37 protein-coding genes are annotated in these 26,573 nt (G+C 70.2%); 8 read left to right on the plus strand and 29 right to left on the minus strand.

From position 1 onward, the window contains the following. Positions 1 to 40 precede the first annotated feature (40 nt). On the minus strand, positions 41 to 793 hold the full coding sequence (locus ACZ5FU_RS26490; protein WP_469046991.1) for a hypothetical protein: 753 nt from the start codon (positions 791 to 793) through the stop codon (positions 41 to 43). 230 nt (positions 794 to 1,023) lie between these two features. Here ACZ5FU_RS26490 and ACZ5FU_RS26495 point away from each other — a divergent pair, with 230 nt between their 5' ends. Then, on the plus strand, positions 1,024 to 2,514 hold the full coding sequence (locus tag ACZ5FU_RS26495; RefSeq protein WP_469046993.1) for a hypothetical protein: 1,491 nt from the start codon (positions 1,024 to 1,026) through the stop codon (positions 2,512 to 2,514). A 19-nt stretch (positions 2,515 to 2,533) separates the two neighbouring features. Further along, complete coding sequence (locus ACZ5FU_RS26500; protein WP_469046994.1) at positions 2,534 to 3,019, plus strand: hypothetical protein; 486 nt, start codon at positions 2,534 to 2,536, stop codon at positions 3,017 to 3,019. Between the two features lie 26 nt (positions 3,020 to 3,045). Here the strand turns inward: ACZ5FU_RS26500 and ACZ5FU_RS26505 are convergent, their stop codons facing one another. The 21 genes from ACZ5FU_RS26505 to ACZ5FU_RS26605 all read right to left on the minus strand — a co-directional run bounded on the left by ACZ5FU_RS26505 (position 3,046) and on the right by ACZ5FU_RS26605 (position 16,659). Continuing rightward, the gene (locus ACZ5FU_RS26505; RefSeq protein ID WP_469046996.1) at positions 3,046 to 4,314 is read right to left on the minus strand and encodes a hypothetical protein; all 1,269 of its coding nucleotides are present in this window, start codon (positions 4,312 to 4,314) and stop codon (positions 3,046 to 3,048) included. A 217-nt stretch (positions 4,315 to 4,531) separates the two neighbouring features. Next, positions 4,532 to 4,738 carry a hypothetical protein gene (locus ACZ5FU_RS26510; protein WP_469046998.1) on the minus strand — a complete coding sequence of 69 codons (207 nt, stop codon included), beginning with the start codon at positions 4,736 to 4,738 and terminating at the stop codon, positions 4,532 to 4,534. Further along, on the minus strand, positions 4,735 to 5,280 hold the full coding sequence (locus tag ACZ5FU_RS26515; RefSeq protein ID WP_469047000.1) for an AAA family ATPase: 546 nt from the start codon (positions 5,278 to 5,280) through the stop codon (positions 4,735 to 4,737). Before ACZ5FU_RS26515 ends, ACZ5FU_RS26510 begins: the two co-directional genes overlap by 4 nt. Next, complete coding sequence (locus ACZ5FU_RS26520) at positions 5,261 to 5,563, minus strand: hypothetical protein (RefSeq protein ID WP_469047002.1); 303 nt, start codon at positions 5,561 to 5,563, stop codon at positions 5,261 to 5,263. Before ACZ5FU_RS26520 ends, ACZ5FU_RS26515 begins: the two co-directional genes overlap by 20 nt. An 82-nt stretch (positions 5,564 to 5,645) precedes the next feature. Next, entirely contained in the window at positions 5,646 to 5,981 is a 336-nt protein-coding gene (locus ACZ5FU_RS26525; RefSeq protein WP_469047004.1) for a hypothetical protein, read from the minus strand. A gap of 50 nt (positions 5,982 to 6,031) precedes the next feature. Then, positions 6,032 to 6,814: a hypothetical protein gene (locus ACZ5FU_RS26530; RefSeq protein WP_469047005.1), complete on the minus strand. Its 783-nt coding sequence runs from the start codon at positions 6,812 to 6,814 to the stop codon at positions 6,032 to 6,034. 21 nt (positions 6,815 to 6,835) lie between these two features. After that, on the minus strand, positions 6,836 to 7,177 hold the full coding sequence (locus tag ACZ5FU_RS26535) for a hypothetical protein (RefSeq protein WP_469047006.1): 342 nt from the start codon (positions 7,175 to 7,177) through the stop codon (positions 6,836 to 6,838). Beyond that, positions 7,174 to 7,623, minus strand: a complete 450-nt coding sequence (locus ACZ5FU_RS26540) for a hypothetical protein (protein ID WP_469047008.1) — start codon at positions 7,621 to 7,623, stop codon at positions 7,174 to 7,176. Before ACZ5FU_RS26540 ends, ACZ5FU_RS26535 begins: the two co-directional genes overlap by 4 nt. A 290-nt stretch (positions 7,624 to 7,913) precedes the next feature. Beyond that, positions 7,914 to 8,681, minus strand: coding sequence for a hypothetical protein (locus ACZ5FU_RS26545; protein WP_469047009.1), 768 nt, complete (start codon positions 8,679 to 8,681; stop codon positions 7,914 to 7,916). A 3-nt stretch (positions 8,682 to 8,684) separates the two neighbouring features. Then, a complete protein-coding gene (locus tag ACZ5FU_RS26550; RefSeq protein WP_469047011.1) occupies positions 8,685 to 9,200 on the minus strand; it encodes a DUF4326 domain-containing protein in 516 nt (171 codons plus the stop codon). After that, the gene (locus ACZ5FU_RS26555; protein WP_469047013.1) at positions 9,200 to 10,342 is read right to left on the minus strand and encodes a hypothetical protein; all 1,143 of its coding nucleotides are present in this window, start codon (positions 10,340 to 10,342) and stop codon (positions 9,200 to 9,202) included. The genes ACZ5FU_RS26550 and ACZ5FU_RS26555 overlap by 1 nt, the downstream gene beginning before the upstream one ends. Further along, positions 10,339 to 10,962 (minus strand): hypothetical protein, encoded by a 624-nt coding sequence (locus ACZ5FU_RS26560; RefSeq protein ID WP_469047015.1) that lies wholly within the window; start codon positions 10,960 to 10,962, stop codon positions 10,339 to 10,341. The genes ACZ5FU_RS26555 and ACZ5FU_RS26560 overlap by 4 nt, the downstream gene beginning before the upstream one ends. 142 nt (positions 10,963 to 11,104) lie before the next feature. Next, positions 11,105 to 11,821 carry a hypothetical protein gene (locus ACZ5FU_RS26565; RefSeq protein WP_469047016.1) on the minus strand — a complete coding sequence of 239 codons (717 nt, stop codon included), beginning with the start codon at positions 11,819 to 11,821 and terminating at the stop codon, positions 11,105 to 11,107. After that, a complete protein-coding gene (locus ACZ5FU_RS26570; protein WP_469047017.1) occupies positions 11,818 to 12,162 on the minus strand; it encodes a hypothetical protein in 345 nt (114 codons plus the stop codon). The genes ACZ5FU_RS26565 and ACZ5FU_RS26570 overlap by 4 nt, the downstream gene beginning before the upstream one ends. After that, positions 12,159 to 12,482 (minus strand): hypothetical protein, encoded by a 324-nt coding sequence (locus ACZ5FU_RS26575; RefSeq protein ID WP_469047019.1) that lies wholly within the window; start codon positions 12,480 to 12,482, stop codon positions 12,159 to 12,161. The genes ACZ5FU_RS26570 and ACZ5FU_RS26575 overlap by 4 nt, the downstream gene beginning before the upstream one ends. A 343-nt stretch (positions 12,483 to 12,825) precedes the next feature. Then, positions 12,826 to 13,260 (minus strand): ATP-binding protein, encoded by a 435-nt coding sequence (locus ACZ5FU_RS26580; RefSeq protein WP_469047021.1) that lies wholly within the window; start codon positions 13,258 to 13,260, stop codon positions 12,826 to 12,828. After that, positions 13,257 to 13,631 carry a DUF6415 family natural product biosynthesis protein gene (locus ACZ5FU_RS26585; RefSeq protein ID WP_469047023.1) on the minus strand — a complete coding sequence of 125 codons (375 nt, stop codon included), beginning with the start codon at positions 13,629 to 13,631 and terminating at the stop codon, positions 13,257 to 13,259. The genes ACZ5FU_RS26580 and ACZ5FU_RS26585 overlap by 4 nt, the downstream gene beginning before the upstream one ends. Beyond that, positions 13,628 to 14,227, minus strand: coding sequence for a hypothetical protein (locus tag ACZ5FU_RS26590; RefSeq protein ID WP_469047025.1), 600 nt, complete (start codon positions 14,225 to 14,227; stop codon positions 13,628 to 13,630). Before ACZ5FU_RS26590 ends, ACZ5FU_RS26585 begins: the two co-directional genes overlap by 4 nt. Positions 14,228 to 14,338: 111 nt before the next feature. Next, a complete protein-coding gene (locus ACZ5FU_RS26595) occupies positions 14,339 to 15,583 on the minus strand; it encodes a helix-turn-helix domain-containing protein (protein WP_469047026.1) in 1,245 nt (414 codons plus the stop codon). 106 nt (positions 15,584 to 15,689) lie between these two features. Then, positions 15,690 to 16,046: a DUF3846 domain-containing protein gene (locus ACZ5FU_RS26600; protein ID WP_469047028.1), complete on the minus strand. Its 357-nt coding sequence runs from the start codon at positions 16,044 to 16,046 to the stop codon at positions 15,690 to 15,692. A 106-nt stretch (positions 16,047 to 16,152) separates the two neighbouring features. Beyond that, the gene (locus tag ACZ5FU_RS26605) at positions 16,153 to 16,659 is read right to left on the minus strand and encodes an HD domain-containing protein (protein ID WP_469047030.1); all 507 of its coding nucleotides are present in this window, start codon (positions 16,657 to 16,659) and stop codon (positions 16,153 to 16,155) included. 218 nt (positions 16,660 to 16,877) lie between these two features. On the opposite strand from ACZ5FU_RS26605, the gene ACZ5FU_RS26610 reads away from it, so the two are divergent. After that, on the plus strand, positions 16,878 to 17,495 hold the full coding sequence (locus ACZ5FU_RS26610) for a hypothetical protein (protein WP_469047033.1): 618 nt from the start codon (positions 16,878 to 16,880) through the stop codon (positions 17,493 to 17,495). Positions 17,496 to 17,620: 125 nt separating this feature from the next. On the opposite strand, the gene ACZ5FU_RS26615 is transcribed toward ACZ5FU_RS26610, so the two are convergent. After that, positions 17,621 to 17,752 (minus strand): hypothetical protein, encoded by a 132-nt coding sequence (locus ACZ5FU_RS26615; protein ID WP_469047034.1) that lies wholly within the window; start codon positions 17,750 to 17,752, stop codon positions 17,621 to 17,623. An 11-nt stretch (positions 17,753 to 17,763) separates the two neighbouring features. On the opposite strand from ACZ5FU_RS26615, the gene ACZ5FU_RS26620 reads away from it, so the two are divergent. The 5 genes from ACZ5FU_RS26620 (at position 17,764) to ACZ5FU_RS26640 (ending at position 22,423) form a co-directional block, all read left to right on the plus strand. Beyond that, entirely contained in the window at positions 17,764 to 18,345 is a 582-nt protein-coding gene (locus tag ACZ5FU_RS26620) for a GNAT family N-acetyltransferase (protein WP_469047035.1), read from the plus strand. Positions 18,346 to 18,465: 120 nt separating this feature from the next. Beyond that, the gene (locus tag ACZ5FU_RS26625) at positions 18,466 to 19,626 is read left to right on the plus strand and encodes an MFS transporter (protein ID WP_469047037.1); all 1,161 of its coding nucleotides are present in this window, start codon (positions 18,466 to 18,468) and stop codon (positions 19,624 to 19,626) included. A gap of 41 nt (positions 19,627 to 19,667) precedes the next feature. After that, on the plus strand, positions 19,668 to 20,324 hold the full coding sequence (locus tag ACZ5FU_RS26630; RefSeq protein ID WP_469047039.1) for an HAD-IA family hydrolase: 657 nt from the start codon (positions 19,668 to 19,670) through the stop codon (positions 20,322 to 20,324). A gap of 149 nt (positions 20,325 to 20,473) precedes the next feature. Next, positions 20,474 to 21,397 (plus strand): alpha/beta fold hydrolase, encoded by a 924-nt coding sequence (locus tag ACZ5FU_RS26635; RefSeq protein WP_469047041.1) that lies wholly within the window; start codon positions 20,474 to 20,476, stop codon positions 21,395 to 21,397. A 6-nt stretch (positions 21,398 to 21,403) separates the two neighbouring features. Continuing rightward, positions 21,404 to 22,423 carry an acyl-ACP desaturase gene (locus ACZ5FU_RS26640; RefSeq protein WP_469047042.1) on the plus strand — a complete coding sequence of 340 codons (1,020 nt, stop codon included), beginning with the start codon at positions 21,404 to 21,406 and terminating at the stop codon, positions 22,421 to 22,423. A 470-nt stretch (positions 22,424 to 22,893) separates the two neighbouring features. Here the strand turns inward: ACZ5FU_RS26640 and ACZ5FU_RS26645 are convergent, their stop codons facing one another. The 6 genes from ACZ5FU_RS26645 to ACZ5FU_RS26670 all read right to left on the minus strand — a co-directional run bounded on the left by ACZ5FU_RS26645 (position 22,894) and on the right by ACZ5FU_RS26670 (position 26,522). Next, the gene (locus ACZ5FU_RS26645; protein ID WP_469047044.1) at positions 22,894 to 23,484 is read right to left on the minus strand and encodes a hypothetical protein; all 591 of its coding nucleotides are present in this window, start codon (positions 23,482 to 23,484) and stop codon (positions 22,894 to 22,896) included. Between the two features lie 413 nt (positions 23,485 to 23,897). Then, positions 23,898 to 24,512 (minus strand): hypothetical protein, encoded by a 615-nt coding sequence (locus ACZ5FU_RS26650; RefSeq protein WP_469047046.1) that lies wholly within the window; start codon positions 24,510 to 24,512, stop codon positions 23,898 to 23,900. Beyond that, complete coding sequence (locus tag ACZ5FU_RS26655; RefSeq protein WP_469047048.1) at positions 24,469 to 25,074, minus strand: hypothetical protein; 606 nt, start codon at positions 25,072 to 25,074, stop codon at positions 24,469 to 24,471. Before ACZ5FU_RS26655 ends, ACZ5FU_RS26650 begins: the two co-directional genes overlap by 44 nt. 194 nt (positions 25,075 to 25,268) lie before the next feature. Continuing rightward, the gene (locus ACZ5FU_RS26660; RefSeq protein ID WP_469047050.1) at positions 25,269 to 25,637 is read right to left on the minus strand and encodes a hypothetical protein; all 369 of its coding nucleotides are present in this window, start codon (positions 25,635 to 25,637) and stop codon (positions 25,269 to 25,271) included. Between the two features lie 82 nt (positions 25,638 to 25,719). Continuing rightward, a complete protein-coding gene (locus tag ACZ5FU_RS26665) occupies positions 25,720 to 26,100 on the minus strand; it encodes a hypothetical protein (RefSeq protein ID WP_469047051.1) in 381 nt (126 codons plus the stop codon). A 77-nt stretch (positions 26,101 to 26,177) separates the two neighbouring features. Continuing rightward, positions 26,178 to 26,522, minus strand: a complete 345-nt coding sequence (locus ACZ5FU_RS26670; protein ID WP_469047053.1) for a hypothetical protein — start codon at positions 26,520 to 26,522, stop codon at positions 26,178 to 26,180. Between the last annotated feature and the right edge of the window lie 51 nt (positions 26,523 to 26,573).

Genomic DNA, 26,573 nt, shown 5'->3' on the forward strand with positions numbered 1-26,573 from the left:
CCATCGTACGGATGGGGCCGGGGCTGGTGTGGGTGAAGGGCTATGCCGCTGACGTCTTGTCGTGGAGCCGGGCCTGGAGATCGGCGGCGGCTTTGTCGAGCGCGGCGTGGAGGTCGGGGAGCAGGGTGAGCGCGTCCGCCACGGCCTGCGGTTTCGCTTCCGTGTCGGCCTGGACGGCGCTGAACGCCTCCAGCGCGGTCAGCGGGGTGAGCTGGTGGGACCAGGCGAGGGATGCCGGGCTGGAGGCGTAGCGGTCGGTGAGACGCTCGATCGGGGTCAGCTCGACGCCGGCGCGCCGGAGGAACACGGCCAGGCCCTTCTCCTGGACGAGGCGGCAAAGGTCGTAGCCGCTCGCCCAGTTGATGCCCCGGTCACCGTTGGCCTCGGCGACGATCGCCGCGGCCATGGCCTCTTCGCGGGCGTCGCGCGGGCGGGGCTTGGAGACCGTGCGCCACAGTTCCTCGACGTCGCTGGGGTTGATGGAGGGGCGGTCACGGAAGTCGCGTCGCGCCGTCGGGGCCATGGCGAGCCGGATCACGCCGAGCGCGACCGTCTTCTGGGACAGCTCCCGCCGGTACACCAGGTTTTCGGTGACTTCCCGGTCCATCTTCCGGGCGGCGCGGCGGACCTGTTCGACAGTGGGTCCGTCGGTCCAGCCGTACGACCACTGGTGGCGGGTGTCGTCGTACTCGGCGTCGATGTGCTCGCCCCGCTGCCTGTCGAGTTCGTACTTCTTGTTCAGCTCGCTGGCGATCCTGTTGAGGCGGGCGGAGCGGTTCTTCGGGGCGGCCATGTCCGGCAGCGTAATCGCTGGCCCCGGCCACCGGTCCCGGCCCAGGCGATATGCTCCAGGCGGCACACGCGGCTGGGCACGTCCGCCGTACGTCGAAGAGGGGCCAGCCCACGCCGGGCCCTCGCCACAAGACCAAGATGTCCATCGACTCATCGTGCGGTGTTCGCCATGTCCGCTCTTCAGTGCGGCGTGCGCGTGGGGCATGCCGTGCGCTTGGGGAGTGAGACCCGTTGTCGAAGAAGCCACGCCGCGCCCGTCAGGTGCGCCGCCGCGCGATCGAGGCGAAGAAGCAGGAACTCGGCATCAGCCACACGGCCGCCCTGCGGCTCGTCGAGGCGGAACAGGCCGCCGGGCAGCAGCCCACCTGGGGCGACCTCGTCGACAACGGACGGCTTCCGGGCGGTCCGCCATGGCGGCCGGACCTGGAGGCGCTCAGGGCGGCCGGCGAGGACCCCGAGGCATGGGGGCAGATCCTGTGCCTGGAGTGCGGCTGCCGGGTGGCCGGGGCCTGTGACCTGTGCCCCGGCTGCTACTGCTTCAACGACCAGTGCGACGGGCTCCGGCACAAGCAGCAGGACCTGACCCAGGTGGAGACGTTCCTCGTCGCCGCGTGGGTGCCGGCCGAACTGGGCCGACGCGAGTTCGCGCAGCAGGTCGCCGACGCCGTCCACACGCTGTACCGCATCAGCACCAAGGAGCTGTACCCCTGCCGGGCGGAGGTGTTCCAGTCCGCCTATCCGGACCAGACGTACCCCAGCCTCCCGGAAGGGACCCGGCACGCCCAGGTGCTGGTCGACGCGTGGGCCCTGCGGGACTGGGACATCGACGGGGAGATCGAGGCCGTCACCGAAGACGTCACAGAGGCACTCGAGGGCTTCATCCGCGAGCGCTACCCGGCCGAGTGGGGACCGGCTGTCATGGTCTGGGACGCCAAAGACGCAGAACGTATCGTCAAGGAGCGGGAGTTCGTCGTCTTCACCCAGGACCCGGACCCGATGCTCGTGCCCGGCGGGTGGGAGGACTACGTCACCCGGATGACGGTTCTCCCCGACGGGGACGAGGCGGCCACCCCGCCGCTGGATCAGCTGCCGACCCGCGTGGTCGACGACCACGATCAGGGATGGCACCGCTCCTCGCACGACGACGCGATGTACCGCGCCGACTTCGCCGAGAAGCGCGGCCTCGAACTCCTGTCGTACGCCCAACTCGCCGCCCGGCGGGGCCCGATCCGTCCCGTCGTCCCGCCCACGCCCGAGGACGACGCCGCGGTGACCGGGGCGCTGCGGCTGGCCGGCCGGAAGGCCGCCGCCACCGTGCTGGTCGCCGCCTACCGCGTCGCGAAGCAGTACAACACCGAGGCGGGGCGGAGCGTCAACCGGCTGTACGCGGGCCGGGAGGGATCCAACGAGAGCCACGGCCTGCGGGTGATGGCCTGGGAGGTGGGCAGCGACCTCTCCGAACGCCCGGGCCGGTACCACGAGGCCGCCGCGGCGACGATCGCCGAGGTCCTCGTTCGCTGGACCAGCTCGAAGGACACCTTCACCGAGGTCGCCGAGAACCTGCTGTACCTGTTCGCGGAGGTCGCCGATGCGGACGGCGGCTGGGAGAAGGTCGCCGACCGCTACCTTCAGCCGGGCGCCCGCATCGGGCACCCCGAGCACATCATCGAGCGAGTGCACCTGTTCCTGATGGGCAAGTCGTCCACCAGATACACCTCATAGGCCGGGAGGAGCGCGGAACATGGCGGAGTGGTCGCCCATCGGGGGCACCCTGGTGAGCAGCGCGAAAGGCCGCTCCTGGAGAGAGGAAGCGGCCTGCTGGCTGCTCGCCGAGTCCGGCCCGGGCAGCAGCCACTGGCCGGACCGTCTCCAGGAAGCGGGCCTGATCACCTGGGAGGACCAGGAACACGAGGACTGGGACCTGGCCTTCGTGCGCTGGGAGGCCCTGGCCGTGACCCTCGGGCACAAGGACCACGACCCGGCCGACGGGCTGCACGGCACGGACCCCGAGTGGACCATGCTGCGGTTCGCGTGCTCCCTGATGACGGGCAAGGGCGACTGGGCCACTGACCTGCCGCGCCTGGACCATGCCAACCGCCGCATCCTCCTCGGCGCGCTCGCCTGGGCGGCAGGGGGCGAGAAGGCGGCCTACCCGTACATGACCCCCGAGCCCGTCGATGAGCCGCCGCCCTCGCCTGACGGCCGCTGTTTGCGCCCGGTGGACTGACGACCGGCCGCACGGCGAGCGGCGGGCTACTCCCTGGCGGCCTTCGTGGGATCAAGCCCGGGATCGGCGCCCAGGGTGTGCGTGTGGAGCACGGCGGAGGAGACCAACTCCTCGTACATCGCACGCGCACCGCTGGAGGTGATGTTGCCGCGCAGCGCGGCCAGCATGTCCAGAGACAGCGCGGCGCACTGGAACTCCTCCGGCAGGTCCGGCCAGTATTCGTCCAGGGCGGCGCGGGCCGCCTGGAACGCGTCGGTGATGACGTGCTGGTCCTCGTCCTCGTCCATGTCCCACGGCCGGCGGGCGGTGACCACGACCAGGGCGGCGATGTGACGCCAGCCGGGCGGCGCGTCCTCCGGCCGGGCCGTCAGTCCCGGCGGGAGGACGAACACGTCGGCCCTTGCCGGGTATGCGGTGCCGTCCCTCTTCAACGTGTAGATGGCCCGGGCGACCAGGGCGGCGAACAGCTGTTCCATGGTGGCGTCGCCGACCAGGTGGGGGTCCGGTTCCGTGGGGATCGACGAGTCCAGCAGGAACGCCGTCGAGGCGACGGTCTCCGCCGCCGGGTCGAGGAGATCCGCCGCTGCGCGAGCCCGGTGGGCGCCCACCGGCTTGCTGCTGTGCCCGGTCGCCCAGCTGGCATACGGTGCGGCGTTGCGCCGGGTCCACGGGTCGGTGATGCCGAGCCAGCCAAGCTCGTCAACGACGCCCCCGAGGACGAACGCAAGGTTCTCGGCGACCTCGACCACGGTCGGCCCGGTCACCCAGCGGACGAGGATCGGCGCGATGACCTCGAGCGCCCCCGGGGCCACCGACGTCTGCGGCACCCGCGGCCCGACGTCCAGGGTCATCTGCAGCACGATCGCCGACTCGGCCGAGGCGGGGCGGCCGACGACCAGATCGCCCGGCCGGCCGGTGGTCTCCTCGGCGGCGCTCGCCGCGGCGTGCAGCGCGGCGATGAGGGTGGACAGCGCGGCGGGCCCGGCCTCCGTCAGCGCCTGGCCGATCGCGGGAAGGTCGCCGTCGGCGGGGACGTCGATGTGCCGGACGGGCGCGCCCTGCTCGACGATCTCCTCGTAGGTGCGGGACTCGCTGTAGGGCAGGTTGCGGGTGCCGTAGGCGTCGGTCTTCCCGGACTTCAGGTACCAACTCTCGCCGTGGGCGTCGACCAGGCGGACCGGGTGCTCGCCGCCCGGGCCGGTGGTGTCGACCTTGCGGACGGCACGGGTGCGGAAGGCTCCCGTACGTTCCATCTCGGCGCGGGCAGCCCGGTCGCGGGCGCGGTTCTTCGACATCAGCTCTCACTCCATGCCGGTACGCCCCACGCGCGTACCGCTCACGGCGGGACGCTGACCTGCACGATGCGTCAGAGACGACTTGCCGGATGCCGGGGACCTGGCGTGGGCTCTCGTTCCCCATCACGGATGCCGGGCGGTCGTGCGCCGCCGGTACCGACTATATGCCCCGTGCCCTGGTCCGGGCTGGATGTGCCGCCCACTAGTACGTGCCCCATCACGCCTCCGGGAGTTCGTCCTGCACGGCGTCGAAGCGGCCCACGCCGGGGCCGGTCGTCAGACCGTGCCGGCACGCTCGGCCCCGGCCCCACATGCGGGACTCGCGGTTGGTGAGCGGGGTGTCGCAGTCGATGCACTTCACGACGGGCCGGTCGCGGGTGACGGGGATGGGCAGCATCGTCTGGTCGTCGGGGCGGCTGGTCATCGGGCGTGCCGCCGCAGTGTGTGGAGCGCTGCCCGGCAGGCGTCGGTCATCATGGCATCGTCCAGCCGAATCACGGCGGCGTACCCCTCGGCGTCGAGGCCGGGCAGGGCCGCGGTGATGGCCGTGTGCTGGCGGGTCACGTCGACGGCCGGAACCTGCCGCGCTCTCGACTTCTGCCGGGCCAGGCACTCCTCAAGTGGCACCATCAGCACCACCAGGATCGTGGTGCGGCCGTGGGCGGTCGCGATCGCGTGGACGCGCGTACGGCGTGCCGGCTGCGCATGGGTTCCGTCCACGATCACCGGCGTCCCGGCCGCGCAGTGGCCCTCCAGCTCCTGCCATGCCGCTGCCAGAGCCGCCCCGGTCACCGCTTCGACGCCGGTGTCACCGGGCATCCGTCGCTGATGGGCGTCGTACGAGACGACGGCCGCGCCCAGCTCGCGGGCCAACTTCTCGGCAAGCGTGGACTTCCCGGCGCCGCTCGGGGCCATGAGTAGCACGCACAAGCCGCACCCCGCGACGTCATCGACGCTGCTGGTCATGCTGTCCTTCCTCGTCGCGTCGGGCGCGGTCGCCGGCGGTCCAGTCGGACCAGCCGCAGACCGCTTCGTGCAACACGCCCAGGGCCTCGGTGACGGCGGCCGGGACGGTCGTCTTCTCCACGCTGCGGAGGGCGTCGTACCAGCCGCCGATGTCCTCGAGGAGCCGGGAGGCGACCATGGCGGGAGGGTTCTCAGCGAACGAGACGACGGAGTCGTCCGGGTCGGCGCCGCAGATGAACATCCAGGGCCGGTGGACGCCAGGATGCGGCTGAAAGTTGGTCATACGCTGGTACGTCGAGGGTGAGGGGACTGCTGCGCGTAGGGCGACGGGGCGGGTTCGACAGCGATGGCTGCGGTCATGCTTCCTACTCGGGTCGGGCGACCGTGAGGCCGCTTTGGTCGTTGCGCCAGGTACACAGGCGCAGCCCGGCGGCGCGTTGCCGCTCGAAGAGAGCGGCCACCCAGACCTGGTCGGGGCGGTACAGGGCGAGATCGGCCCAGGCGCGCGGGTTGAGAAAGTACGGGTCGCGGGGGTCACCGCAGTCGCACGGGCAGTCAGGGATCGGGTCGCGCAGGACATCTACGCCGTGGCAGCGGTGGTGAAGGTGTTCCGCGCAGGGCGGGCAGGCGTTGGTGGGGATGATGAAGGTGCGTACCCAGCGCGGCAGTTCCACCGGGCGGCGCGTGGTAGCCGCCCGCAAGGAACGGCGGCGAGCGGTTCGAGCGCAGCGGCGCTCGGCGAGTTCGTCGGTCACCGCGTGCCGTCGGGCGCTTCGACTACAACGGTGCCGTCGACTGCGGCCAGCCGGAGCCGGGCCCGGGGCGGGACCCTCTCTACTCCGGGGAGTGGCCAGCTGTCTGCGGAGATGCCGTAGACGGGAGGCTGCCAGTCCGGTATCCCGAGGCGGTGGCGGTAGGCGGTGAGCCAGTCGGATTCGAAGTACGCCGCGAGCAGGCCGCCGCGGTTGGGGATGGGCTCGGGCGCAAGGGCGTTGGGGTCGCGCAGTTGTTCGCGGACCCGAGCGAGGTGATCGAGGTGCCGACGGCAGTACCAGTGGTACTTGTACCAGCCCGTGACGGCCTGCTTCTCCACGGCGTGGTGCTCCCAGTCGGCGAGCGTGCCGCAGATGCCGCGCTTGTTGCGGAAGTCATCCGGGCCGTTGGGATGGGGCCGCAGCCGGGGCGCGACGCATACCCGGTGCGCGCGTTCCTTGCCGGAGCTGTAGCGGGGGGCGTCCTCGGCGATGGCCTGGTCCAGGCGCCACTCGCGGCCGGTGCGGGTGGCGCCCATGGCACGCCGGGCGGTGGCCCAGACGGCGTGGACATCCCGGTCGTCCTCGGAGTGAGCGACCATCGTGGCGAAGCCGAAGGCGAGGAGCATCTCGCGGGCCAGGGGGGTCGCACGCTGATCGTTGTAGACCTGCCCGGCGAAGTCGGCGAAGGTCTCGCCTCCGCCGCCGCCTTTGCCCTTGGTGCGGTTCTTGTCGGCGGGCGCGGGCTGTTCCGCGTAGGCGAGGTGCAGAGCTGTGCCCATGGTCGTGGTTGGTCCTCCCGGTCAGCGGCCGGCCCGGCGGTGGGCGTCGGCCAGGATCTCGGCGGCGGCAGGGTGGGCGCGGACGGCCTCGGTCAGCGCGTCCCACCATGTGCTGGCGTACTTCTCAGCTTCCGTGCGGGCCCGTAGTTTCTCCTCGGCCCGGCGCAGGCGGAGTCCGAGCTTGTCGCAGGTGCACTCGGCTTCGGGGTCCTGGACCCGGGCCATGCACCCGGGCATCAGGTTCAGGTCTCCGTCGGGGTCGGTCCACCAGTAGCAGCCGGCCGGGACGGTGTCCGGCGTGACCGCGATCGGGGTGCCGTGGTCGCCGAGCGCCGTCTGTCCTGCAGGGGCGGTGGCCTTCACGATGGGGCGCCGCTCTGTGCGGGAGCCAGGGGGAGCACGGTGCTTCCCTGGAGAACAGCGGTGGCCACGGCGAGCAGGTACTGCACCTCCTCGCACGGGTATCGTCCGCAAGCCCCGCAGCCGCAATGGTCGTGCTGGCAGCAGCACTGCTCCCCGGACCACTGGTGCCCGTCGGCGCCCACGCCGTCGTATCGCACGCCGGTATCCCCGCAGCTGTAGCACGCGCTGCTGCCGGGGCGGCCGAACACCTCGTCGAGGATGGGGTCCGGCTCGGACCTCGGGGCAAGGATCGGGCCGTGGCGGTCGGCACCCAGGTGGTGGCCGATCAGGTCGGCCAGCGGCTGACGGAGGACGCCGAAGCGGCTTGCAGAGCGTTCGTCTTCGAGCAGCTCGTACGCGCGGGCGAGCGTCGCCACGACGACGTCGGGCGTGCCGGCTTCGGTCATCGGTGGTCCACTCTGCTGGGGGCAGTCAGGAGGGCGAGGAGTCTCTGGTGCGTGGCAGCTCGGGCGTCGAGGTCGGCGCGCAGGGCCGCGCAAGCCTTTCGCAACCGAGTGATCACCTGTTCCCGGTGGGCTATCAGCAGGTCGAGCAGGCTTTCCGTGTCGTGGGCGGCCAGAGTGCGCCGGAGATTCTCGGCCGCGGCCAGCTCGGCATCAGCGATGGGCATCAAGTCGGCCTTCCGCTCTCGGGGTGTTGGCAGCGTCACCCAGTCCTGCTTGCACGGTCTTTGTGGTCACGGCGCGATCAACTCGCCATCGGACGCGGCGAGGCGCAGCCGGGCTGGCTCTGGAGTCTTGGACCTCTGGGGCCGGTCGGGCCGGGGCCAGTTGTCGGCCCGTATCCCGTGCTTCCTGGGCGGCTTCCACAAGGAGTTGTGCCAGTCGGAAGCCCAGGTGTAGAGACGAATCCAGCCGTCGGTGCCGCCTTTGTGGACTATGTAGGACGGCAGGAGCCCGCCAAGGTTTGGGATCGGCTCCGGGATGTCGGTGGCGCGCAACGCGGCGTCGAGGTCACGGCCGTACGAGTCACGGTGCCGGCGGCAGTACCACGCCGGGGTGCGCCAGCCGGTCTCCGGGTCGATACGCCAGGAGTGATCGTGGTCTCCAGCGCCTTGTCCGCACAGGCCCGTACGGCGAATCATCGGTGCGGAGCACGTGCGGTCGCCCCATGCGCTGTGCTTCCTGTCCGGTTCGTAGCGAGGCCGGTCATCGTTGATCAGGCTGGCGAGGCGCGGGCCTCCTCTCGGGTTGAACCCCAGGACCCGGTTGGCCCTCTCCCAGATACTCGCGGCCTCGGCGTCCGGGGTATGCCTGTCCGGATCACGGCACATGAGCCAGGCCAGACAGAGGATCAGCTCCCGGGTCTCCGGGGTCTGCCGATCATCGCGGTAGACACGGCGGACGAAGTTGTCATACCCATCTCCGCCGCTGCCCCCCTTCCGCTTGCGTCGGGGGGACTGCGGAGCGGAACGGGCATGGGCGAGATGGAGTGCAGTTCCCATGGATCAGCCCTCCTTCGATTCAAGCACCGGCATCGTGATCTCCCTGGTGCTGACGGTGAGGCGGTCGTCGACGTGCAGGCCGTTGTTGGCGAGCCGCAGGAGAACGGCCGCGTGGCAGTAGTCGATCTCGCCGGATTCGGGAGGCGGACACCAGCACATGAGGTCGCGGCCGGCGAGTTCGGCGCGGAGGGCACTGAGGTCGTCGTCGCTGTAGGCGTACAGGCCGAGAGGCCCGGTATGGAGTTCGAAGAGGCGGGTGGCCATGACCCGCGCGAGGTGCTGGTCGGGGGCAAGCTGCGGTTCGTCGCGAAGTGCTGCGCTCCGGTCCTCGGTGTCGATGACGCGCCACTGCCGACCTTCGGCGACGACCTTGAAGGGGTTGTGCCAGCGGGAGCCCGGTCGGCGGCCCACGTAGACGACGCCAAGGGGATTGGTCGAGACGTCGGCGAGGCGCCAGCCGGGGGTCCGGCAGCGATGAATCCGGCGAGGACCCGTTTGCGCGGAGAGGATGAGGCTCATCAGGTTGTCCCTTCTCGCCACCACCGCAAGCCGGTCGGCTCGGTGAACTCCCGGCCATCGCGAGTGGCCACGCGCCTCGTGTAAGCGGCGACACAGGCGGCGGCATACTCGCGCTGCCGTGCTGTCATGGGGCGCGTCACGGCCCGCCAGTCGGCGTGCAGCCACACCGCGTGCCACGCCCCCTGGTCGGTCTCGGCCGACGGCCTGGCCTGCCCGTCCCTCACCTCGCCCTCCGTGCCCCGAGATCCTTCCGCTGTTGCCAAGGGGCCGCACCTTCCCACGGATGCGGCCGCTGCCGTGCGCGGCTCGGGAAGAGCGAGGCGCCGCGCAAGGGCGACGCGGGCGGCCTCGTCGTAGGCGGGGTCGTGGATCCAGCTGGCGGCTTCCTGGATCATGCGCCGGTACCGAGCGATCTCGTCCTCGGCGGTTGCCAAAGTCCGGGCGAGCTTGGAGGCCTGGGGCTCCGGCGCCTGCTCGGATCCGATCGACGGAGAACTCGAGGTCGAGATGGCCGACTTGGACACTAAGGCAAGGGCAGCGAGCGTGAGCAGACGCCGGTCGTCGGACGGCGACGCACCGTGGTCACCCTCGGAATTGCAGCGGTCACCGTCCGAGTTGGCGACGTGGCCGGTAGCAAGGCGTCCAGCCCACAGCCGCCCGCAGGCGCACTGGACGCCCTTCAACGCGGCGCGGCGGCTCTGGGCCGATCCCTGAGGCGTCCCGGTTCGCTGCCACGGAGACAGCAGCGCAGTCACTACCAGCAGGGCTGCTCGGATCTGATCGTGGTCGGGGTCGTACGCACGTGTCCACATCCGCTGGTCGTTCCACAGCGGGGTGTCGCCGTCGCTCTCGTACAGGCGCTCCGCCGGGCCGCTCAGGTCCTGTTGTAGTGCCTTCTCGGCGCGGGAGAGCACAGCGCGGACCTCGCTCAGCGCTTTCGACGTGTCCTGTCCGCGTTCGGCAGGCTGACCGACGGCGAGGGTGAGGAGACTGGCCGCCGCCTCGACGGCGTCTTCTGGCACGATCTCCGTGATCGCGCGCGGCTCCAGAGCGCCAGCGGGCCGGAGAACGACGGAGGTGCCGTCTCCCGGCCCGGGTGAGATCGGCTCGGCCTGGCCGAGTTGTTGCGTTGCTGTGGTCATCGCGCGCCGCCCTCCAGCAGCTGCGTGGCCTCGGACTCACGGGCGTGAGTGAAGCGGTGGGCGAGCAGGTCCTCGCCCGACTGGGTGAGCCGTATGTACGTCCGCCCCGGCCCGGCGCTGTGGCGTGACGAGATGGCCAGCAGAGACAGGATCAGCGTGTTGATGATGTCCCGGTCGCAGCCCTCGATGGGGCCGCCGTGGCAGTAGATGACCTGTCCGTCGGCGATGCTCCGCAGTGCGTCCCACTCCGGGTCTGCGGGCTGGGTCAGCCGGCGGACGTGGACGCCGACGTTGCCGGGGATCGGACTGTCGGGAATCTCGGCCGTATACCCGTCGGCTTGCAGGATCTCGCGGACCAGGTCGTGTCGTTCTGCATCGATGCGCGTGCTGATGCTCTCGTCGTCGCCCTCGTCGTGCACGTAGCGGACGTGTACGCGCACGGGGGTCGTCTGTGTGGCGAGGAATCCAGAGCACCGCGGTTGTCGCATGCCGGTCCTGCCGACACCGATCTTCCGTCGGCGCTGCAGGAGGCCGCGGCCCTCTTTGATCAGCAGGTTGCCGACGGTCTGGGCGCGTACCGGGCGATGAACGACGGCGAGCGGGTCGGCCGGGTCGGACATGGTGCTCCTCGTGGGGGTGGCTACGGGCTGTTGTAACTCCGTGCGAAACCGGATCAGTCCAGAGATAGCGGCAGGTCTCTGAGTGTTCGTGCTGGTTTGTCTGCCGTGGAGCTCGGCGGCAACGGGGCCGGAACTCGGGGACCTACGCGGGGTGCTCGGCGCGACGGGGCGATCCGAAGACCCGCACCCAGGGCTGCTGAAGCACTCGCGCGGCTTCGGCGCTGAGGCGGTCACGGACGACTTCCGCGACGATCGCGGAACGGACTGCCTCACACGCCGCCTCCTCCGCATGCGCAGAGAGGTCGCCGGCCGCGCGGCGCAGCGCGTTGACCGCGCTGACCTGGGCGGCATGACACGCGGCGACCCGGCCCGCGTCGACTACGGCGACGATGTGCTCGTGATCTGCGAAATCCCAGACCGCGCGGCCGGCGAGCTGCCAGTGAGCGGCGAGTTCCCCGGCCTGCCAGGCGGTGATGTCGTGCGCCTGCATCACGAGATCCAGCACCGTTTTGCCCTGAGGGCCCAGGGCCTGCCAGGCCGGTGCCTCGCGCAGAACACGTAGCGCCCGGACACCGAACCAGTAGGGATGGTGGGGATGTCCGGGGAGGGAGACCTGGACGGTGGCACCGATCGGCGCCACCTCGAGCAGCCGCCACGGTTCCAGGTCGAAGAGGGTCTCGGTGGGCGAGGTGAAGACTTTGATGAAGGTGCTGTTGTCGTCGACCTCGATCTCCGCAGTGGAAAGCTCGATCGTCTCGCCGACCTGGACGGTGCTGTGCTCGTCGGTGATCGGCAGAGCCAGCCAGAGCCGTTCGGGGCGCGCGGACCCACTGTCCGGGTGCGGGGCGGCTGACGTCACTGAGAGGCCTCCTCGGCTGATGTGGGCGCGGCGCCGTCGGCAGGTGCGTCGGGTAAGTCCTTGACGGAGATGCGGGTGACCCTGGCGCCGCGATGGATCTCGGCCGGGTTGCTGGAGCCGTACTCGGCGAGCAGTGCCGCGTGCAACTCGTCGCTGGACGCGAAGGTCCGAGGAACGTGGGTAAGAGAGATCGCCGCCCACGTGCGGTCCCCGCACCAGTACAGGTCGTAGAGGGCGCGATCACTCTGCTTCGGGGAGATCTGTTCGGGCAGGACGAGGGCCCAGCGCAGGTCGGGATCTTCGAGCCCGGGCAGTTCCACCGGGACCATGGCGGAGGTCATCGCAGCCCCTCTCCGTCGACGGTTCCGTCTTCGGCCGCGGCTTCAGCGGTGGCCTCGATGTCGGGTTCGCCGACGCTGTGGTAGATCACGCCGTCCAGGCCCAGGTAGCCGTCGAACTCGCTGGGATCGGGGGGCGCGGCGGAGGCGGCGCTGCCGTCTCCGCCGCAGTGCGCGCACGTACCTCCGTCGGGGTCGCCATCGGCGTTCTCCCACGTCTCCGTCTGCTGGTTGAGCAGGATGGTGAGCTGTCGTAGCAGTCCGGGGTGGACGGGCAGCTGGGTCGTGTCGACCGTCACTGGAACGGGGGCGGTGTCGGACATGTCGTCCGGCTGAGCATGGGGGTGGCGCGCTGACCACCGTGTGAGCGCCTGCGTGAACTCGGCGACGGGGACGCCATGGGGCCCTGGCTGCGGGGGAGTTGCTGCTGCGTTGATCACGCCTGCTGGTCGCCTCCACTCATAGGTTGAGGGCCGCCAGAGTATCAATATAGCGTTGTCCATTCAACTCTGTATCGCTGTCGCGGTGGTCTACCCGAGGTGTGTGTGCGTCGCCCCCGCCGTTGCGCACGGGTGCACGGTGGGGGCGACGCGCGGAGTCCCAGGCCCGCCGCGGGGGAGGCCAACCCCGCCGTCGGTGGTTGGCCGGCGGGAGCCGGGACAGGTCTCATGGAGTCGTCTGCAGTTCAGCCCAGGTGCGCTTGCCCCAAGGCCGCGAGGCGGGGCCCACAAGGTCGTAGCCCCACCGGTCGGCCAGGGCGTCCACCAGGAACAGGCCGCGACCGCGCACGTCTTCCTGGGCCGGCGTGAGTAGCTCAGGCAGTCGGCTGGGCGCGCGGTCGACGACGGACAGGCGGACCGTGTCCTGGGCGGGGCGGTCCACGCTCATTCGTAGCCGGGGGCCGTGCCCCCACCGAACCGCGTTTGCCACCAGTTCGGACATGAGCAGCGCCGCCGTATCCGTGTCCTTGTCCAGGCCCCACGCCGCCAACGTCATGCGGGTCAGGGCTCGGGCCGTCCGTGCCGTTCGAGGGTCGCGGTCGCACGACATCGAGTAGCCGGGGTATCCGACGCGGCGGGGTCGCACTGCGGTGGTGGTCATGGCTGTTCCTCGGCGACCCGGTAGAGCTGGAGGAGTGCCCGGGAGTACACGGCAAGATCCATGACGCGGGCAGTCTTGTCCTTGGGTGAGGGTGCAGGTGCTCCCAGTACGCGTTGGGCGCGGGTAATGACGTGCTTGGCGGCGTCCCGCCACTGGCCTTGGAGGCGGGGGAGACGGTCGGTGACCTCGGGCAGGAGGAGGTGCGTGTGGCCCTCCAGTCGTTTGAGGAGTGCGTCCTGTTCCTGGCCTGGCGTGCTGCCCACTGGTGCCCACAGGGCCGTTTCGGACGTCTGGCGGATCGTCTCGGCGTCGACTAAGTGCCCGTCGTCGGCGGCTAGTTCGGTCGCTAGTCGGGGCTCGGTCGGGGTCACCGGAGAGCGCCCTTGCTGATGCGGGTTCGGCGGTAAGTGCTGGACATCTTGAAGGCCTGCGCCAGGCGCTCGCCGACATCGCTGCCGTGGAGCAGCGGCTTGGGTGTGCCGGCCATCTCCATCCAGGGCGGGGTGTCCCACCGGACGCCGTGGCTCGGCGGGAGGGCGATCCATCCGTCGGGGCCGGTGCGGACCTCGGTGTCGGGGTGCCCCAGCGCGTAGCGGCCGGTCGAGGGCAGCACGATCAGCGTCGCGCTGTCCCCGGAGACGAGGCACGGGACGATGCCGGAGCCGACGTGGTCCAGTTTCAGCAGCGCTTCCATGCCGATACGGTGCGGCACGATCACGGCGTCGAAATGCGTGGTCTGCGCGATGAGGGAGGCGCCGGGCGCCGTCTCCAGCGCGCTCGTGATGGTCGCCTCAGTCAGGCGGGGCAGCGGGTCGAGACACGGATGGGCGCCCGGCACGGGGCAGTTGGGGTTGTCGCACGTGCAGCCCTGGCGGGGGCGGTGACGGTGCCCCACGGTGACGGCCCAGTTCAGCGCGAGGTAGGCGCGGGCAGCGTCGCCCGGGTCACGGGTATTGATCGGCTGCATCGCCGACACCCCCAAAGTGATCACTCGGATACGTATGGTGACCACCTGAGGATCGGGCACGCTGGGGAGCGCGACCCCTAGTTTTTCTAGGGGTCGTTCACCGGCGTCGGTTCAGCTCACCAACTCCATGTGCCGGACCAGACCGGACAGGGCCGAGGCCTGCGAAGGCACACCGGTCCGGACCATGTCACTTACGAGCGCGCGGGCCATCGGGTCGGAGTTCACGTAGTACGGGGCGTCGGCGGCCGCCTTGCGGAGTTTCACCACGGCGGACGGGCTCTTGCCCATGCGGTGCAGGGCGCGGGCCTCGTCGATCGCGTAGTGCGTACGACGTTCCCGGCTCGGCACAGCGTCGATGTCGACCTCGGGCACTCGCTCGAGGCCGGTGTCGGGTTGGTCAACCTCCACGCCGGCTTCGGCCGCGTGGACGGCGACCACACCGCGCCCGAACACGGTGTGGCTGTCGATGTCGTTCCATCCTGGGCCGAGTCGGTCGGCGTCGCCCAGGGCCTCGTCGATCCGCGCCCATGCGCTCTGCGCCTGCCCGCCTCGCGCGTGGGCGATCGCGCATCGCAGATGCAGCGCCCCCCGCAGGCTCACGGCGACATCCTGCGCACCGCGGCCAGTAGCGTGCGGTTCGAGGTCCGCGAGGGCCGCGTCGGCGACCGCGATTGTCTCCCTGAGAGACGCTTGGTGGAGCAGCGCCCCGCAACGGTCCCATGCCACACCGGCCTTGACCACCGGGTCGTCGAGCTGCGTCGCGGCGTGGGCCGCGACCTCGGCAGCAACCCACGCGAGATCCGGATAGCCGAGCTGGTTGAGGCACATCCGCGCCGTGCGGGCCGCGTCGACCAGGAGCCGCAACGCCTCATCGCGGTCCGGGCCGTGCGCCACCAGTAGCGCCGTATTGAGATCTTCGACCGAGACCGGAAGCAGCGTCGCGACCCGGGGCAGATTCGCCGCCTGCCGCGCCGCGTTGGTCGTGCGAGACCTCTTGCGCATTTCGCTGAGGTCGACCGCAGGGCCCTGCGGGCTCAGTCCGGGATGACCGGACAGGATCAGACCTGCGCGGCGCAGCCCGGTCCGCAAGGCCGGGATGTGCGCGTGGGCGAGGCTGCCGCCGTTGCGCTGCAGACGGTAGGGCTGGCCAAGAAGCCAAACCACGTCAACATCGCACCGGTCCGCGATCGCACAGATGACGGAGTAGCGGTCGAGAGGCATGCGTCCCTTCTCGACATGTTCCATCCACTTGTCGGTGCGGTCCAGGAAATCGGCGAGTTCACGCTGCGTCAGACCAGCCGCATTTCGGGCAATCTTGACGCGTGTGCCGATGTGTTCGTCGCTCGCGAGAGGCATACTTGCTCCGTTCTGACTCGACACCAGAACGGTACGCCGAACGGGCCCACGCGCGCATAAACCCGCGCGGGGCCCGTTCTGTATCGGACGCTTGTTCCCGGCAGGGTCAGATGCTGTCGGCCATGGATGTCAAGAGCGCGATCAGTTTGTCCCGGTCGAGCGGGACGGTGTTCCCGTCTTCATCGGCGCCGCCGGTAACCACGACGGGCCCATGGAGGCATGCCGTGGGAAGGTGCCGCCGCGCCAGGAGGGTTGCTCCTTCGTTGATCTCGTCTTCGTAGTTGAGGCGGTGGGCCTCGTCATGCCATATGTCCAGACGGCTGGTGAGGGCCAGGACGGCCAGGTACTCACAACGGATCACAGCCCGCATGACGGCTCGTCGATCGCCGCTCGTAGTGGGCAGGTCGATCTGGACGATGTCGCCCTGCGGGGTGATGAGGAGAGCTCCGGGTGTAGCGGGCATGGTCGGCTCCCTGGACTTGGCTTGTGTGAGTGGGGAGGCAGAAGCTGCGAGAACCTTGGAGTTGAAGGCGGCCCCGCGTCGCTGTTGCCCCGAGGAGGCGGTGCGATCAGTAGTGGGCGTCCAACTCGGAGAGCAACGACGGGTTGACGATGCGGAGGATGGTCTCGACGTCGTTCCGGTTCGCGGCGGACCACAGCTCGGCGCGCGCGGAGCGGTACTTCGCTGCGAGGCGCTCCCGCTTCTCGGCGGGAAGTTGCGCGGCGCGGTCCGGGTGGGAGTTGTGCGCGTTGTCCGCGACCTTTACGAGCGTTGCCTGAGGGTCGGCGGTGATGCGGCGGATCTTCTCGGCGTATGTCATCCCCGCCTGGTTGGTCACCGCCTCGACGATCTCGACGACCCGGGCCGGTACGCCCGTCTTCCGCAGACGCTCGGCGGTCCAGTCGGTGTCTTCCAGGAGGTCGTGCAACAGGCCCGCCATGACGAGTTCGTCGCCGAACGGGCTGAGCCCGGCGGCCACCGCCCGGACATGTTCGATGTACGGCACTCCGATCTTGTCGGTCTGCCCGGCATGTGCACCCTCGGCCAGAATATCGATCTCACGGACAGAGATCACGTTCGCTCCTTCGTACCGGCGACATCAGGACCCACCACCGACGTCTGGGCTCGGCCGATGAAGTGTGGCCGGTATCGCGCCGCTGTCGGCCTTGACGCAGTGCGCTGCAGGGGTGCCACGATATTAGAAATAGCGTTGTTGTGACAACCTGTTTTCTGTAGGATCGTCATGCCCTTGAGGTCATTCGCCCTTCACTACCAGCAGGAGGCCAACTCCCCGTGAACTCAGGCAGGATCAAGGAACGCCCCGTGATGGCCGGCGAGCCGAGCAAGGTGAGCCTCGACCAGTCCAGGCCCGAAGGCCGTGCCATCGCCAACGCCTTCCGCGCCGCTGTCGGCGACGCGCTTCCCGGCGAACCATGGGCCGGAGACGCTGCTGACGCCCTCGGCAACCTCGTCTCCGAGTTCGGTGTCGATCCGAACGGACCTGCTTCCCAGGTCGACCAGGTCGGCGACCGCACCTGGGTGCAGACCCTGCCCGACGCCGAACTCCTCGCCTTGCTCGCTGACGCGACCAACGAGTTCACCGCGCGCGCCGAGCAGGCTCTTGCCCAGCAGGTCCGCGCGGCGATCGCCGCCTACTACGAGCCCGGGATCGCACGGGTCACCTTCACGGTGCCGCGCGGCCAGCGCACCTTCACGGCCGTGGGCGCGATGCTGCACCGCGCCCACGGCCCCGAGATCTGCGATCACCTGCCGTGCGTGGACGACGACCTGGACCACTTCAGCCTGCTCCACAAGCCCGTCCCCGGCGCAAGGCTGGAGGTCGCGCTCGCCCCGGAGGGCGACTCTGTCACCTACCACCCGCCGGGCCCGGCAACCCTCCGCGCCCTGTAGAACCCGTCCCACGCGAAACCCCCGAGCCAGCGGCACCGGTTCGGGGGCTTCGTCGTGCCCGCAGCCGGCCAGCGGCCATTTAAGCCGCCAATTAGGGCCATAGCTGGGTGAAGAGGTGCGAAGCGTCATGCGGTCCACAACGGCCAGCCCAGCACGATGACGCACGCCTTCACCACCAGGACCTCGCTGGCCCGGTCGGGCCCGTCATCGCATCCGGCCGACCGTCCCGAGGCCTGCCGCACGTCATCCGGCTGCAAGGGAGACCTCCGTGCCCCCGCTCCTCACCGACGGCGCCACCACGATGCTGCTGGACGACGGCGCAGCGGCCCACACCCGCCAGGCGAGCAGCGACGACTTCCCGCTCATCGCGGACCTGCATGGCCGCTGCAGCCCGACCAGCCGCACCCTGCGCTACGGAACCGACCGCACACGGCTCGCGCCCGAGCAGTGGGACCGGCTCGTACAGCGGCCGCGCAGCCGCGTGCTGCTGACGACCCCACACGGCGCGCCGTCCCGTGCGGTGGCCATGACCTGCCTCGCCCCGGTGCCAGGCGAACCCGACGTCTGCGACGTCGCGATGCTCATCGCCGACGTCGCCCCGGACAACTACCAGGGCCGGGGCCTCGGCACCCGCCTGGCCGATCACGCCGCCGACCTGGCCCGCGAGCTGCACTTCCGTGCCCTGTCGGTCACTTCGTCCCCGGCCAACTGGCGGGTGTGGCAGATCGTCGAGCACCTCGGCGGCCCTGCGCTGCCCCACACCGCCCACCTGCGGACCATGGCGCTCCTCGGCGCACTGCCCGCAGTCCTGGACACCGACGGCGCGATCGTCCTCCGCATCCCTCTGTAAGGAGTACGCGATGTCACCAACCGTGCCGCCGACCCCGCACATCCGGGCGGCCACAGCACGCCGGAGCCGCCCGCGCCGCCCGGCGCCCGCCCCCGGGCTGGCCGTACCCGCGGGTGCGCGATGACCGCGACAGCGCACGCGCCCGTCGCGGCGCTCCCGGTCACCGAACGTCGGCTGCTCACCGGCTTCTTCGCTGGGGCGGGGGCCGCGATGGCCGTTTGGGGGGCGCGCCTTCCAGCCGTCCAGGACGCGGCGCACCTCGGCCCCGGACGCCTGGCCCTCGTCCTGTTCGCCGCAGCGGCCGGCATGGTCGGCGGCCTTCAACTCGGTGGCCGCCTGGCGCACCGCCACGGCCCGTCACGCCTCCTGGCCGGACCTGGTGTGGTCTTCGGACTCACCCTGGTCCTGCTGGCCCAGTGCCGCACCCTCACCACCCTGATGGTGGCAGCCGCGCTGTTCGGCATCACGCACGGCATCCTCGACGTCGGCATCAACTCCGCTGCGGTCAACTGCCAGAACGCCTACGGCCGGCCCATCATGGCGTCGCTGCACGCCGCGTACTCGCTGGGAGCAATGGGTGGCGCCGTCCTTGCTGCGAGCACGGCCCGGGTGTCCTACTCCACGATGTTCACGACGGTCGGCCTGCTCGTAGCGCTCGCGGCCGCCGTCACCGTGCCCACCATCCGTTCCGCGACTCAGCTGGATGAGGATCCCACGGTGGAGAGCGCTGCCCGCAGCGCCACTGCTGTTTCGCGTCGCACGGTGTGGCTCCTGAGCGCCCTCGCGGCCGCCTGCCTGCTCGGCGAGGGAGCAGCCCTCGACTGGTCCGCGGTCCACCTGAGCGACCTGGGAGCCACCGACTCCGTCGCCGCCGCGACCTACGCCATCTACTCCGCGGCCATGGCAACGGGCCGCCTCCTGGGCGACCGGCTGACCTCGAGGTACGGCGCACCCGCCGTCGTCCGCACGGGGGCCGTCGTGGCGGCCGCCGGCCTCGGCATGTCACTGGCCGTCGGCACCGTCCCAGCGGCCCTCGCCGGATGGACGGCCCTGGGCCTGGGCCTGTCCATCACCGTCCCCTCGCTCATCACATCAGCCGGACGTGGCGGCCCTCGCGCGGTCGGCACCGTCGCCGCGGTCGGCTACGTCGGCCTGGTCGCGGGCCCCGCCGCGATCGGTGCGCTGGCCTCCCTCACGTCCCTCCCCTTCGCCCTCGTCCTTCCCGCCGTCTTGGCGGCGGTCGTCGCCGTCACATCCCGCCACGCCCTGGAGCCCCGATGACATTCCCCGCCAGCAGTGCGTTCCCCAGTCCCTTCGAGGCCGTGATCCTCGACCACAACGGCGTCACCGGCGTACAGCCCGACATCGGTCAGTGGGAGCACCTGGCTGCCCTGGCCGGCTGGCCCGCCGCCCGCCTCAGCGAGTTCCAGGAGCTGTTCTGGAAGCGACGCGAGGCGTACGACGCCGGCACGGTCAGCACGCCCGAGTTCTGGACTGGCATGGTGCGCGGGACACGTCCCCTCAACGACGCCTTCGTCGAGGAGCTCAGCGCGATGGATGTGTCGATGTGGATCCGTCCAGACCCCGCCGTCCTCGACGCCCTGTACGCCACACGGTCAGCCTGGAACGTCCCGATGGTGATGTTGTCGAACGCGCCGCTCTGTGTGGCCCATGCTCTGGACCGCAGCCCCTGGCGGCGCGACCTCATGTCGGCGGCCGTCTTCTCCGCACGCCTGGGGTTGAACAAGCCGGACCGCGGGGCGTACGAAGCGGCACTTCAGGCGGCCGGGGACCCAGATCCCCGCAGGACGCTCTTTGTCGACGATCGCCGCGACAACTGCGACGCAGCCGCCGCTCTCGGACTGGCGACCCTGCACTACCAGGGAGATGCCGCAGACCTCACCCGCCGGCTCTCCCAGGGATTTTCCAGAGCCGCGGTCGCGCCGGCCCGCGTACCCGCGGAAGCCGCCACGGTCTGACAACCCGTACGGGCCCCGGGGGAGGTCCGCACGAGGTCCCGGCGCCACCCCGCCGACAACCACCCACCGCGAGCCATGGCTCCTCATCGCCGCCTGCTCCGGCCCTCTCGACGAAACGACCGCCGAAACCCCTGTAAGGAGAGCCCGCGATGCCCCCGACCTCCCGATCCACCGTCGTCACCAGCGACGGCGCCCACCTCGCCGTGTACACCGACGGCGACCCCGACGCGCCCGTGACCGTCATCCTCGCCCACGGCTTCCTGGAGTCGGCGGACGCCTGGCGTGTGCAGACCCGCCACCTGACTGCCCTCGGGCACCGTGTCGTCCGCTACGACCAGCGCGCCCACGGCAACTCCACCGCCGGTGACGCCCCGGCCACCCTGTGGCGGCTGGGCGCCGACCTCGGCCACGTCATCACCGCCGCGGCGCCCACCGGCCCGCTCGTGCTCGCAGGGCACAGCATGGGCGGAATGTCGATCATGGCATTGGCCGCCCGTCAGCCCCACGTCCTCGCCGAGCGCCGCCCGCACGTCGCCCTGGTGTCCACCGCCTGCACGAAGGCCACCTTCACCCCCGGCCGCGGCCCGCTGCACTGGGCCAAAGCCGCCTCCCGGGCCGCCTACGCCTACCCCATCTGCTGGATGCCGACCACGGCCGACCGGGTGCGCCGACGGCTTCCCGCCACCCATCTGTGGGCGCTCAGCCCCGACAGCGCCCACGACCAGAACGTTCCGCCGCCCTGCCGCGAGGCCATCCACCACACGCCGGCCGCGCCGGTCGTCCAGCTGTGGCGGTCGCTGCGCGCGTACGACACAACCGGTGCCCTGTACGCACTCGACAACCTCGGCGACCGCGTGGAGATCCTCACCGGCGCCTGCGACGACATGATCCCGATGGCGAAGACCCGCGAACTCGCCCAACAGCTTCCCCACGCCCGTCTGCACGAGCCTGTCCCGGGTGCCCGCCACCGTCTGCCGACCGACCGGCACGGGCGCACCGCGGTGACCGAGACGCTCACCCGCATGTGCAACGCCTCCCAGCCCGCGCTCGCCGCCGGCCTGCTCGCCGGGTGACCGCACATGACCCCTGACCGGCCGTCCGCCATCCGCCTCGCCCCCGACACGATGATGAACCTCCGGTTCGTACCAGAGCCCACGATCCGCCGACACCGCCGCAACCCCGCAGGCTGGCTCGTAGAACTGGAGCCCGTCGCGGAGCGGCAGTTCCACCAGCACCTCCGCCTCGCCACGGAGTGGTACCCCCACGAGTACGTGCCCTGGAGCCGGGCACAGAACTTCTCCGGACCGCTGCACGGGGTCACCTGGCGTCCGGAGCAGTCCGACCTGAGCCCTGCCGTACGGTCCGCCCTGATCACGAGCCTGCTCACCGAGGACAACCTGCCCAGCTACCACCTCCAGGCCGCCAGTGCATTCGGCCTGGACGGCATCTGGGGAGCGTGGGTACACCGGTGGACCGCCGAAGAGGCCCGGCATGGCACCGCCCTGCGCGAGTACGTGCACGCCACCCGCGCTGTCGACCCCGCCGAGCTGGAGCGCATGCGCATGCAGCAGGTCGGCCGCGGCTACACGTTGGAGCAGCCGCCCGGGCTCGCCACGATCGCGCACCTGTCCGTGCAGGAACTCGCAACCGGCGTCAGCTACCGCAACACCGGCGCCGCCAGCGGTGACGCGGTCTGCGAAGCCCTCCTCACGCGCATCGCCGCCGACGCGCACCTGCACACGGTCTTCTACCGCGGCCTGCTGGAGCACGCCTTCTCCGTCTGGCCCGACCACACCATGCGGGTGCTGGCCGACACCGTGCGGACCTTCCGCATGCCCGGGCACGCCATGCCCGGCCTCGACCGGATGAGCGTCAGCATCGCGGCCCGCGGGATCTACAACCTGCGCATCCACCACGACGACGTGCTCATGCCCTTCCTGCGGACCCTCGGCGTCCCGCACCTCAACGACCTGGGCCCGAACGGCGAAGAGGCCCGGGAGGAACTGGGCACCTTCCTCGACGGCCTCAACCAGGCAGCGGTCTTCGAGGAGGAACAACTCGAGGCCCTGCGCCCCAACTTCCGCCGAATCCCCGCGTAGCCCCGGGGCCGGCGCTCGACCCACGCACGGACGACGACAAGGACGCACCGTCATGAGGGTTCTGCACCCGCCGAGCAAGCGCCGACGCATGGTCGTGTGGACCGTGGCCGCGGGACTCATGCTCGGTACGGCTGGCTGCGCTGCCGACACTGAGCAGCACACCACTGCCACCAGCGCCTCTTCCTCGCACGGGGGGTCCCAGCCCCGAGCCCGTGCAGAACAGCCCACCACCGGGGCTTGTTCGGAAGTCCTTTACGGCAGGTCAGGCCATGCGGACATCAAGCCTCGGAAACGTGTGGTGTGCATCACGGGAACGCGTGTCTCCGAAGTGCCCCAATGAAAATGGCCATCGGAATCTCGTGATCGTGAGGCATCGGTCGCCCGCCCATCACCATCGAGCCGAAGAGGCCCTTGAGCGCAGTCAGCGGGCGGCTTCTGCCTGATCAAGTCGGCTAGCGGCCTTCCCACCGTCACTGCTGCAGGAAGGCAAGAGCCTGGTCCCGAACTGCGGGAGCGTGCTTCAGGGCCCGCAGGAGCCTGCCGCGCTCCGCCGCCTTGAGGAAGGCCGGGTCAGCAGCGAGCTGCTCCAAGAGGCCGCCGGCTGCCGCATGCGTCGCCAAGTGATCACGCACGTAGAAGTCGGAGTTGCCCCAGTCGAGTCGGCTCTCCACCCCAGAGCACCCGGTCAGGCCCATCAGTGCTAGCGCGATGCACCGTTGCGTCCCCGGTTTGGCCCCCTCGCGGAGTCGTTCGGACAAAGCCTCGTGGTACAGGCGGTACGCAGACCGTTCGTCCGGGGTGAGGTCCTCTACGAGGAACGAGGCTGCGGCCTTCATCACCCACCCGAGGTCGGCGTAGGAGACGTCCTGCTGGAGCACAACCGCGGCAGCTGCCCGCCACACATGTACAGGCATACCGGCTCCCTCCCCGAAGGCGAGCACGGACAGCAGAGTCCTCCCGTACTCCTCACGGTCCCCCAGGGCCTCCTGAAGCGCCCACCAGAATGCAGCAGATAGGGGATCGGAATGTCCCATGCCTGTTGCGGAGTTCGGAGTGGTCACGTCCTCAGTATCCTCTCCGCGGCACGAGTTCGCACAAAGGGGGACGATGTGCGAGCCACCGACGCTCTGGCTCCTCAGGCCAGGCCTCGTGGGCTCGTGGTGGCGCGAACGACAGGGGCACTGCTGCTCCAATTCTGCTGTGGCCCCACGCCAAAGGCGTGATCACGGGTTCACTGCCGCGCTTTCGTGCAACGTTTCGCACAAGCCCCCCACCACCCTGGCCGAGCTCAGGGGACCGGACGGCCTGTTGCTCACGATCCGCTCGGCCGACCGAGACGAAGGCGGGTTCGTCACAGTCAGCGGCGACTTGAAGAACGACGGGACCGCGACGGCCGTGGTCCCGGCCGAGCTGCGTGGCAGCGAGCGCGGGCCAGTGACTTCTCGTCCTTCACTCGCGGAGCAGGGATCTGACGCTATGGCGCCGTCTCGGCTTGAGCCGTGCAGCACCCGTCGGGTCCCTGCCAACGGAACTCTGGCAGGGGGCACGCCTCGGTGAACCGGTGGCGGTCGAAGTACCCGAAGTGCTGCTGCACGTAGTCCATGTGCAGGTCGCAGTCGGCCGACGTGCTGATCGTTCCGGTACTCGGGTTGGGCGGCGTCCAGGCGACGTGCCATGTGGCGGGGGCTCCGCAGGGATCAGCCCCCGGGGTCGCCACAAACGTGCAGCGGCCAGTGCCGTCCGGGGGGTGCCCCGGGCCGAGGAGGGGGTTGGCCATGGCCCAGGTCGGCAGCACCGAAACGGCCGCGGACGGCGCGAGCACGATCTCTGCGCGCCGGCAGAACTCGTCCAGACTCAGTTCACACCCGTCGGGATCACCTGTGTCGAAATGTGCCACGCACTCGTAGTCGTCCGGGTCCTGGCCCCAGCTCTCATTGTCCTTCAGCAGTTGGGCCGTGCCCACGCCGGAGCGGTAGGACAACAGGAGAAGCTGCTCCTGGTCGTTCCAGGCCTCCCACTGGCAGTAGGTTTCCGGCAGCGCAGGCTCAGGTCGACACGTCTGGTGAACACGCACCAGAACCAGGTCCATCGTCGCCTCCTTCCTCATCAGTTGTGTGCAGTTCGACGATGACCAGAGAGATGCGGGCATCGCCGGCGGGTACCGGTTCGCCCATGGCCGGGTACGGGCCGCTGAGATACCGGTCGTTGTCGTCGGGGAGAACGCCGGCGTCCACCAGGCCGTCAACGTACGGTTTGGCGCTGTCCGCCCAGTTCCCCGGATCGCGCTGCCGCTCGACGGGCAGGGGGTGCAGCACATAGAAGACCGCTGCCCGCTGGAGACGTGGCACGCGCACGATCCGGGCAGTGAGAGCCGCCTCGCCACGCATGCGCTTGCGTAACTCGGCCACCTTCGACCAGTGGCGTCGTTGATTGCTGTTCAGCAGCTCGCCGGCGGGCATGAGCAGGGTCCACCTCCTACCGGCGCCGGCCAGCGCGTTGATCTCTCTGGTCAGGTCCGGGGGTGGCGGCTCCTGGGCGGCCAGCGGGGAACGGTCCCTCTGGACCGGGGCCTGCCGCGCCGCAGGCCTGCTTGGACGGGGGGCACCCTTACGCCGCTGGGCCTGCAGCGCGTCGAATTGCTTCTTGGTCATGCGGAACACGTGCTGCTCACCTCCGCTTCAACAGCCTGGCCGCGATGGTCGTCCCGACTATCGCGATCACGTAGAACCAGCCGGCGCATCCTTCTTCTTCGCTGTGCATCACCGCGTGTTCCTCGCACACCTCGCAAGGATTCGGGTCCCACCACCCGTGCATCTCGGCGTGGGCCTCGCATACGAAGCAGGGCTCACGTGCCACTCGGGTCGGCCTCCTTGCCTCGGCGCTCGGCGGCGACCTGTTCGCCCAGACCGCCCTTGCGGAAGCGGCACTGGCCGCCGTGCCCCTCGACGATGTCGATCACGCCTGCGATGAGTGACCTCTTCTGGAGGCTCTCGGCCTCGCGGTCCCAGTCCGCGAGCCGACCGAGGGCGCTGGCGGCTGCCTGGGCGTCGTCGTCATCGCTGAACTCGGCGATGTAGACGCCGGTGTGGTGGGCGAGCCGCAAGCCGTTATCGTCCCCGGCCATCGCGTAGACGACGAGGCCGGGCGTGACGGTGGGACGGGCGGCAACCGTGACTCCTGAACCGAGGCGGAGACGGAATGTGTTGGCGGACATGCAGTGGACGCTCCTCATCCCTTGCCGGTCACGTGCGCTGTATGGCCTCCCACTGTAGTCAATATGGGTTGCCTGGACAACGCTACTTCTCGTCAAGGGGCTGCGTCGACGCCGCTGCGGCGGTGCTGGCAAACCGCTGCGCGACGATCCGGGCGCACCGGACCGCCTCCTCGGCGAGAGGCGTGCCTAAGGCTGTGGTGTAGACGGTGTCGACCAGCGCATAGTCGGGCGGCCCGTCGGGAACCCACGCGGTGGCCTCCAGGCGCATGCCGTCACCCGGTCCGTCGGGCTCGCCCTGCCAAGTGAGCATGACGTGCTCGCGGGCAAGGGCGGCCGTTTCGGAGAGGCCTGCTGGGTGGGCGAAGACCACATTCTCCTCCGCGTCGTAGAACGCGCCAACACCAGCCTCTGTGAGCGCGGCCACGATGGAGCGGGCGGTGGAGGGCACGGGCGTGCTCGGCATGGGAAGTCCTTCCGGTAAGGGGAGAGGTCGGCCGTCGGGAAGAGCTCGCGCTGCTGCCGCTCTCAAGGCGCCCGCGGTCACAGCTCGTCAGTGGCCGGGGCGTTCTCGGGCGCCGGTTTGCCGACGCGGTGACTGAGGCCGCAGCACGCAGTGCAGCGCTGCATCAGAGGGTCGATCCGGTGCCGGCCGTCGGGCGCGGCGTCGCACACGACGGGAACCGCGAGTGTGTCGAGGACCTGGTACGCCGCGGTCGCCAGGGCGGACCGGGCCGGGTCGCTGCCGTCATGCACCGTGAGGGACCGGACGAAGGCGAGGAGCCGGCTCCGCTCAGTGGCCTGCCGGAGCAGGAGCTCGGCCTCCTCGTCGTGGTCGAGCGACATCAGGTAGGCAGCGGTCTCGTCAACGTCGTTGCCAACGGCCATGACGGTGTGGCCTCCCAGGATTGAAGGGACGAGGGGCGTGAAGCCGCAGGC

This window comes from Streptomyces sp. NPDC031554 (assembly GCF_055580685.1).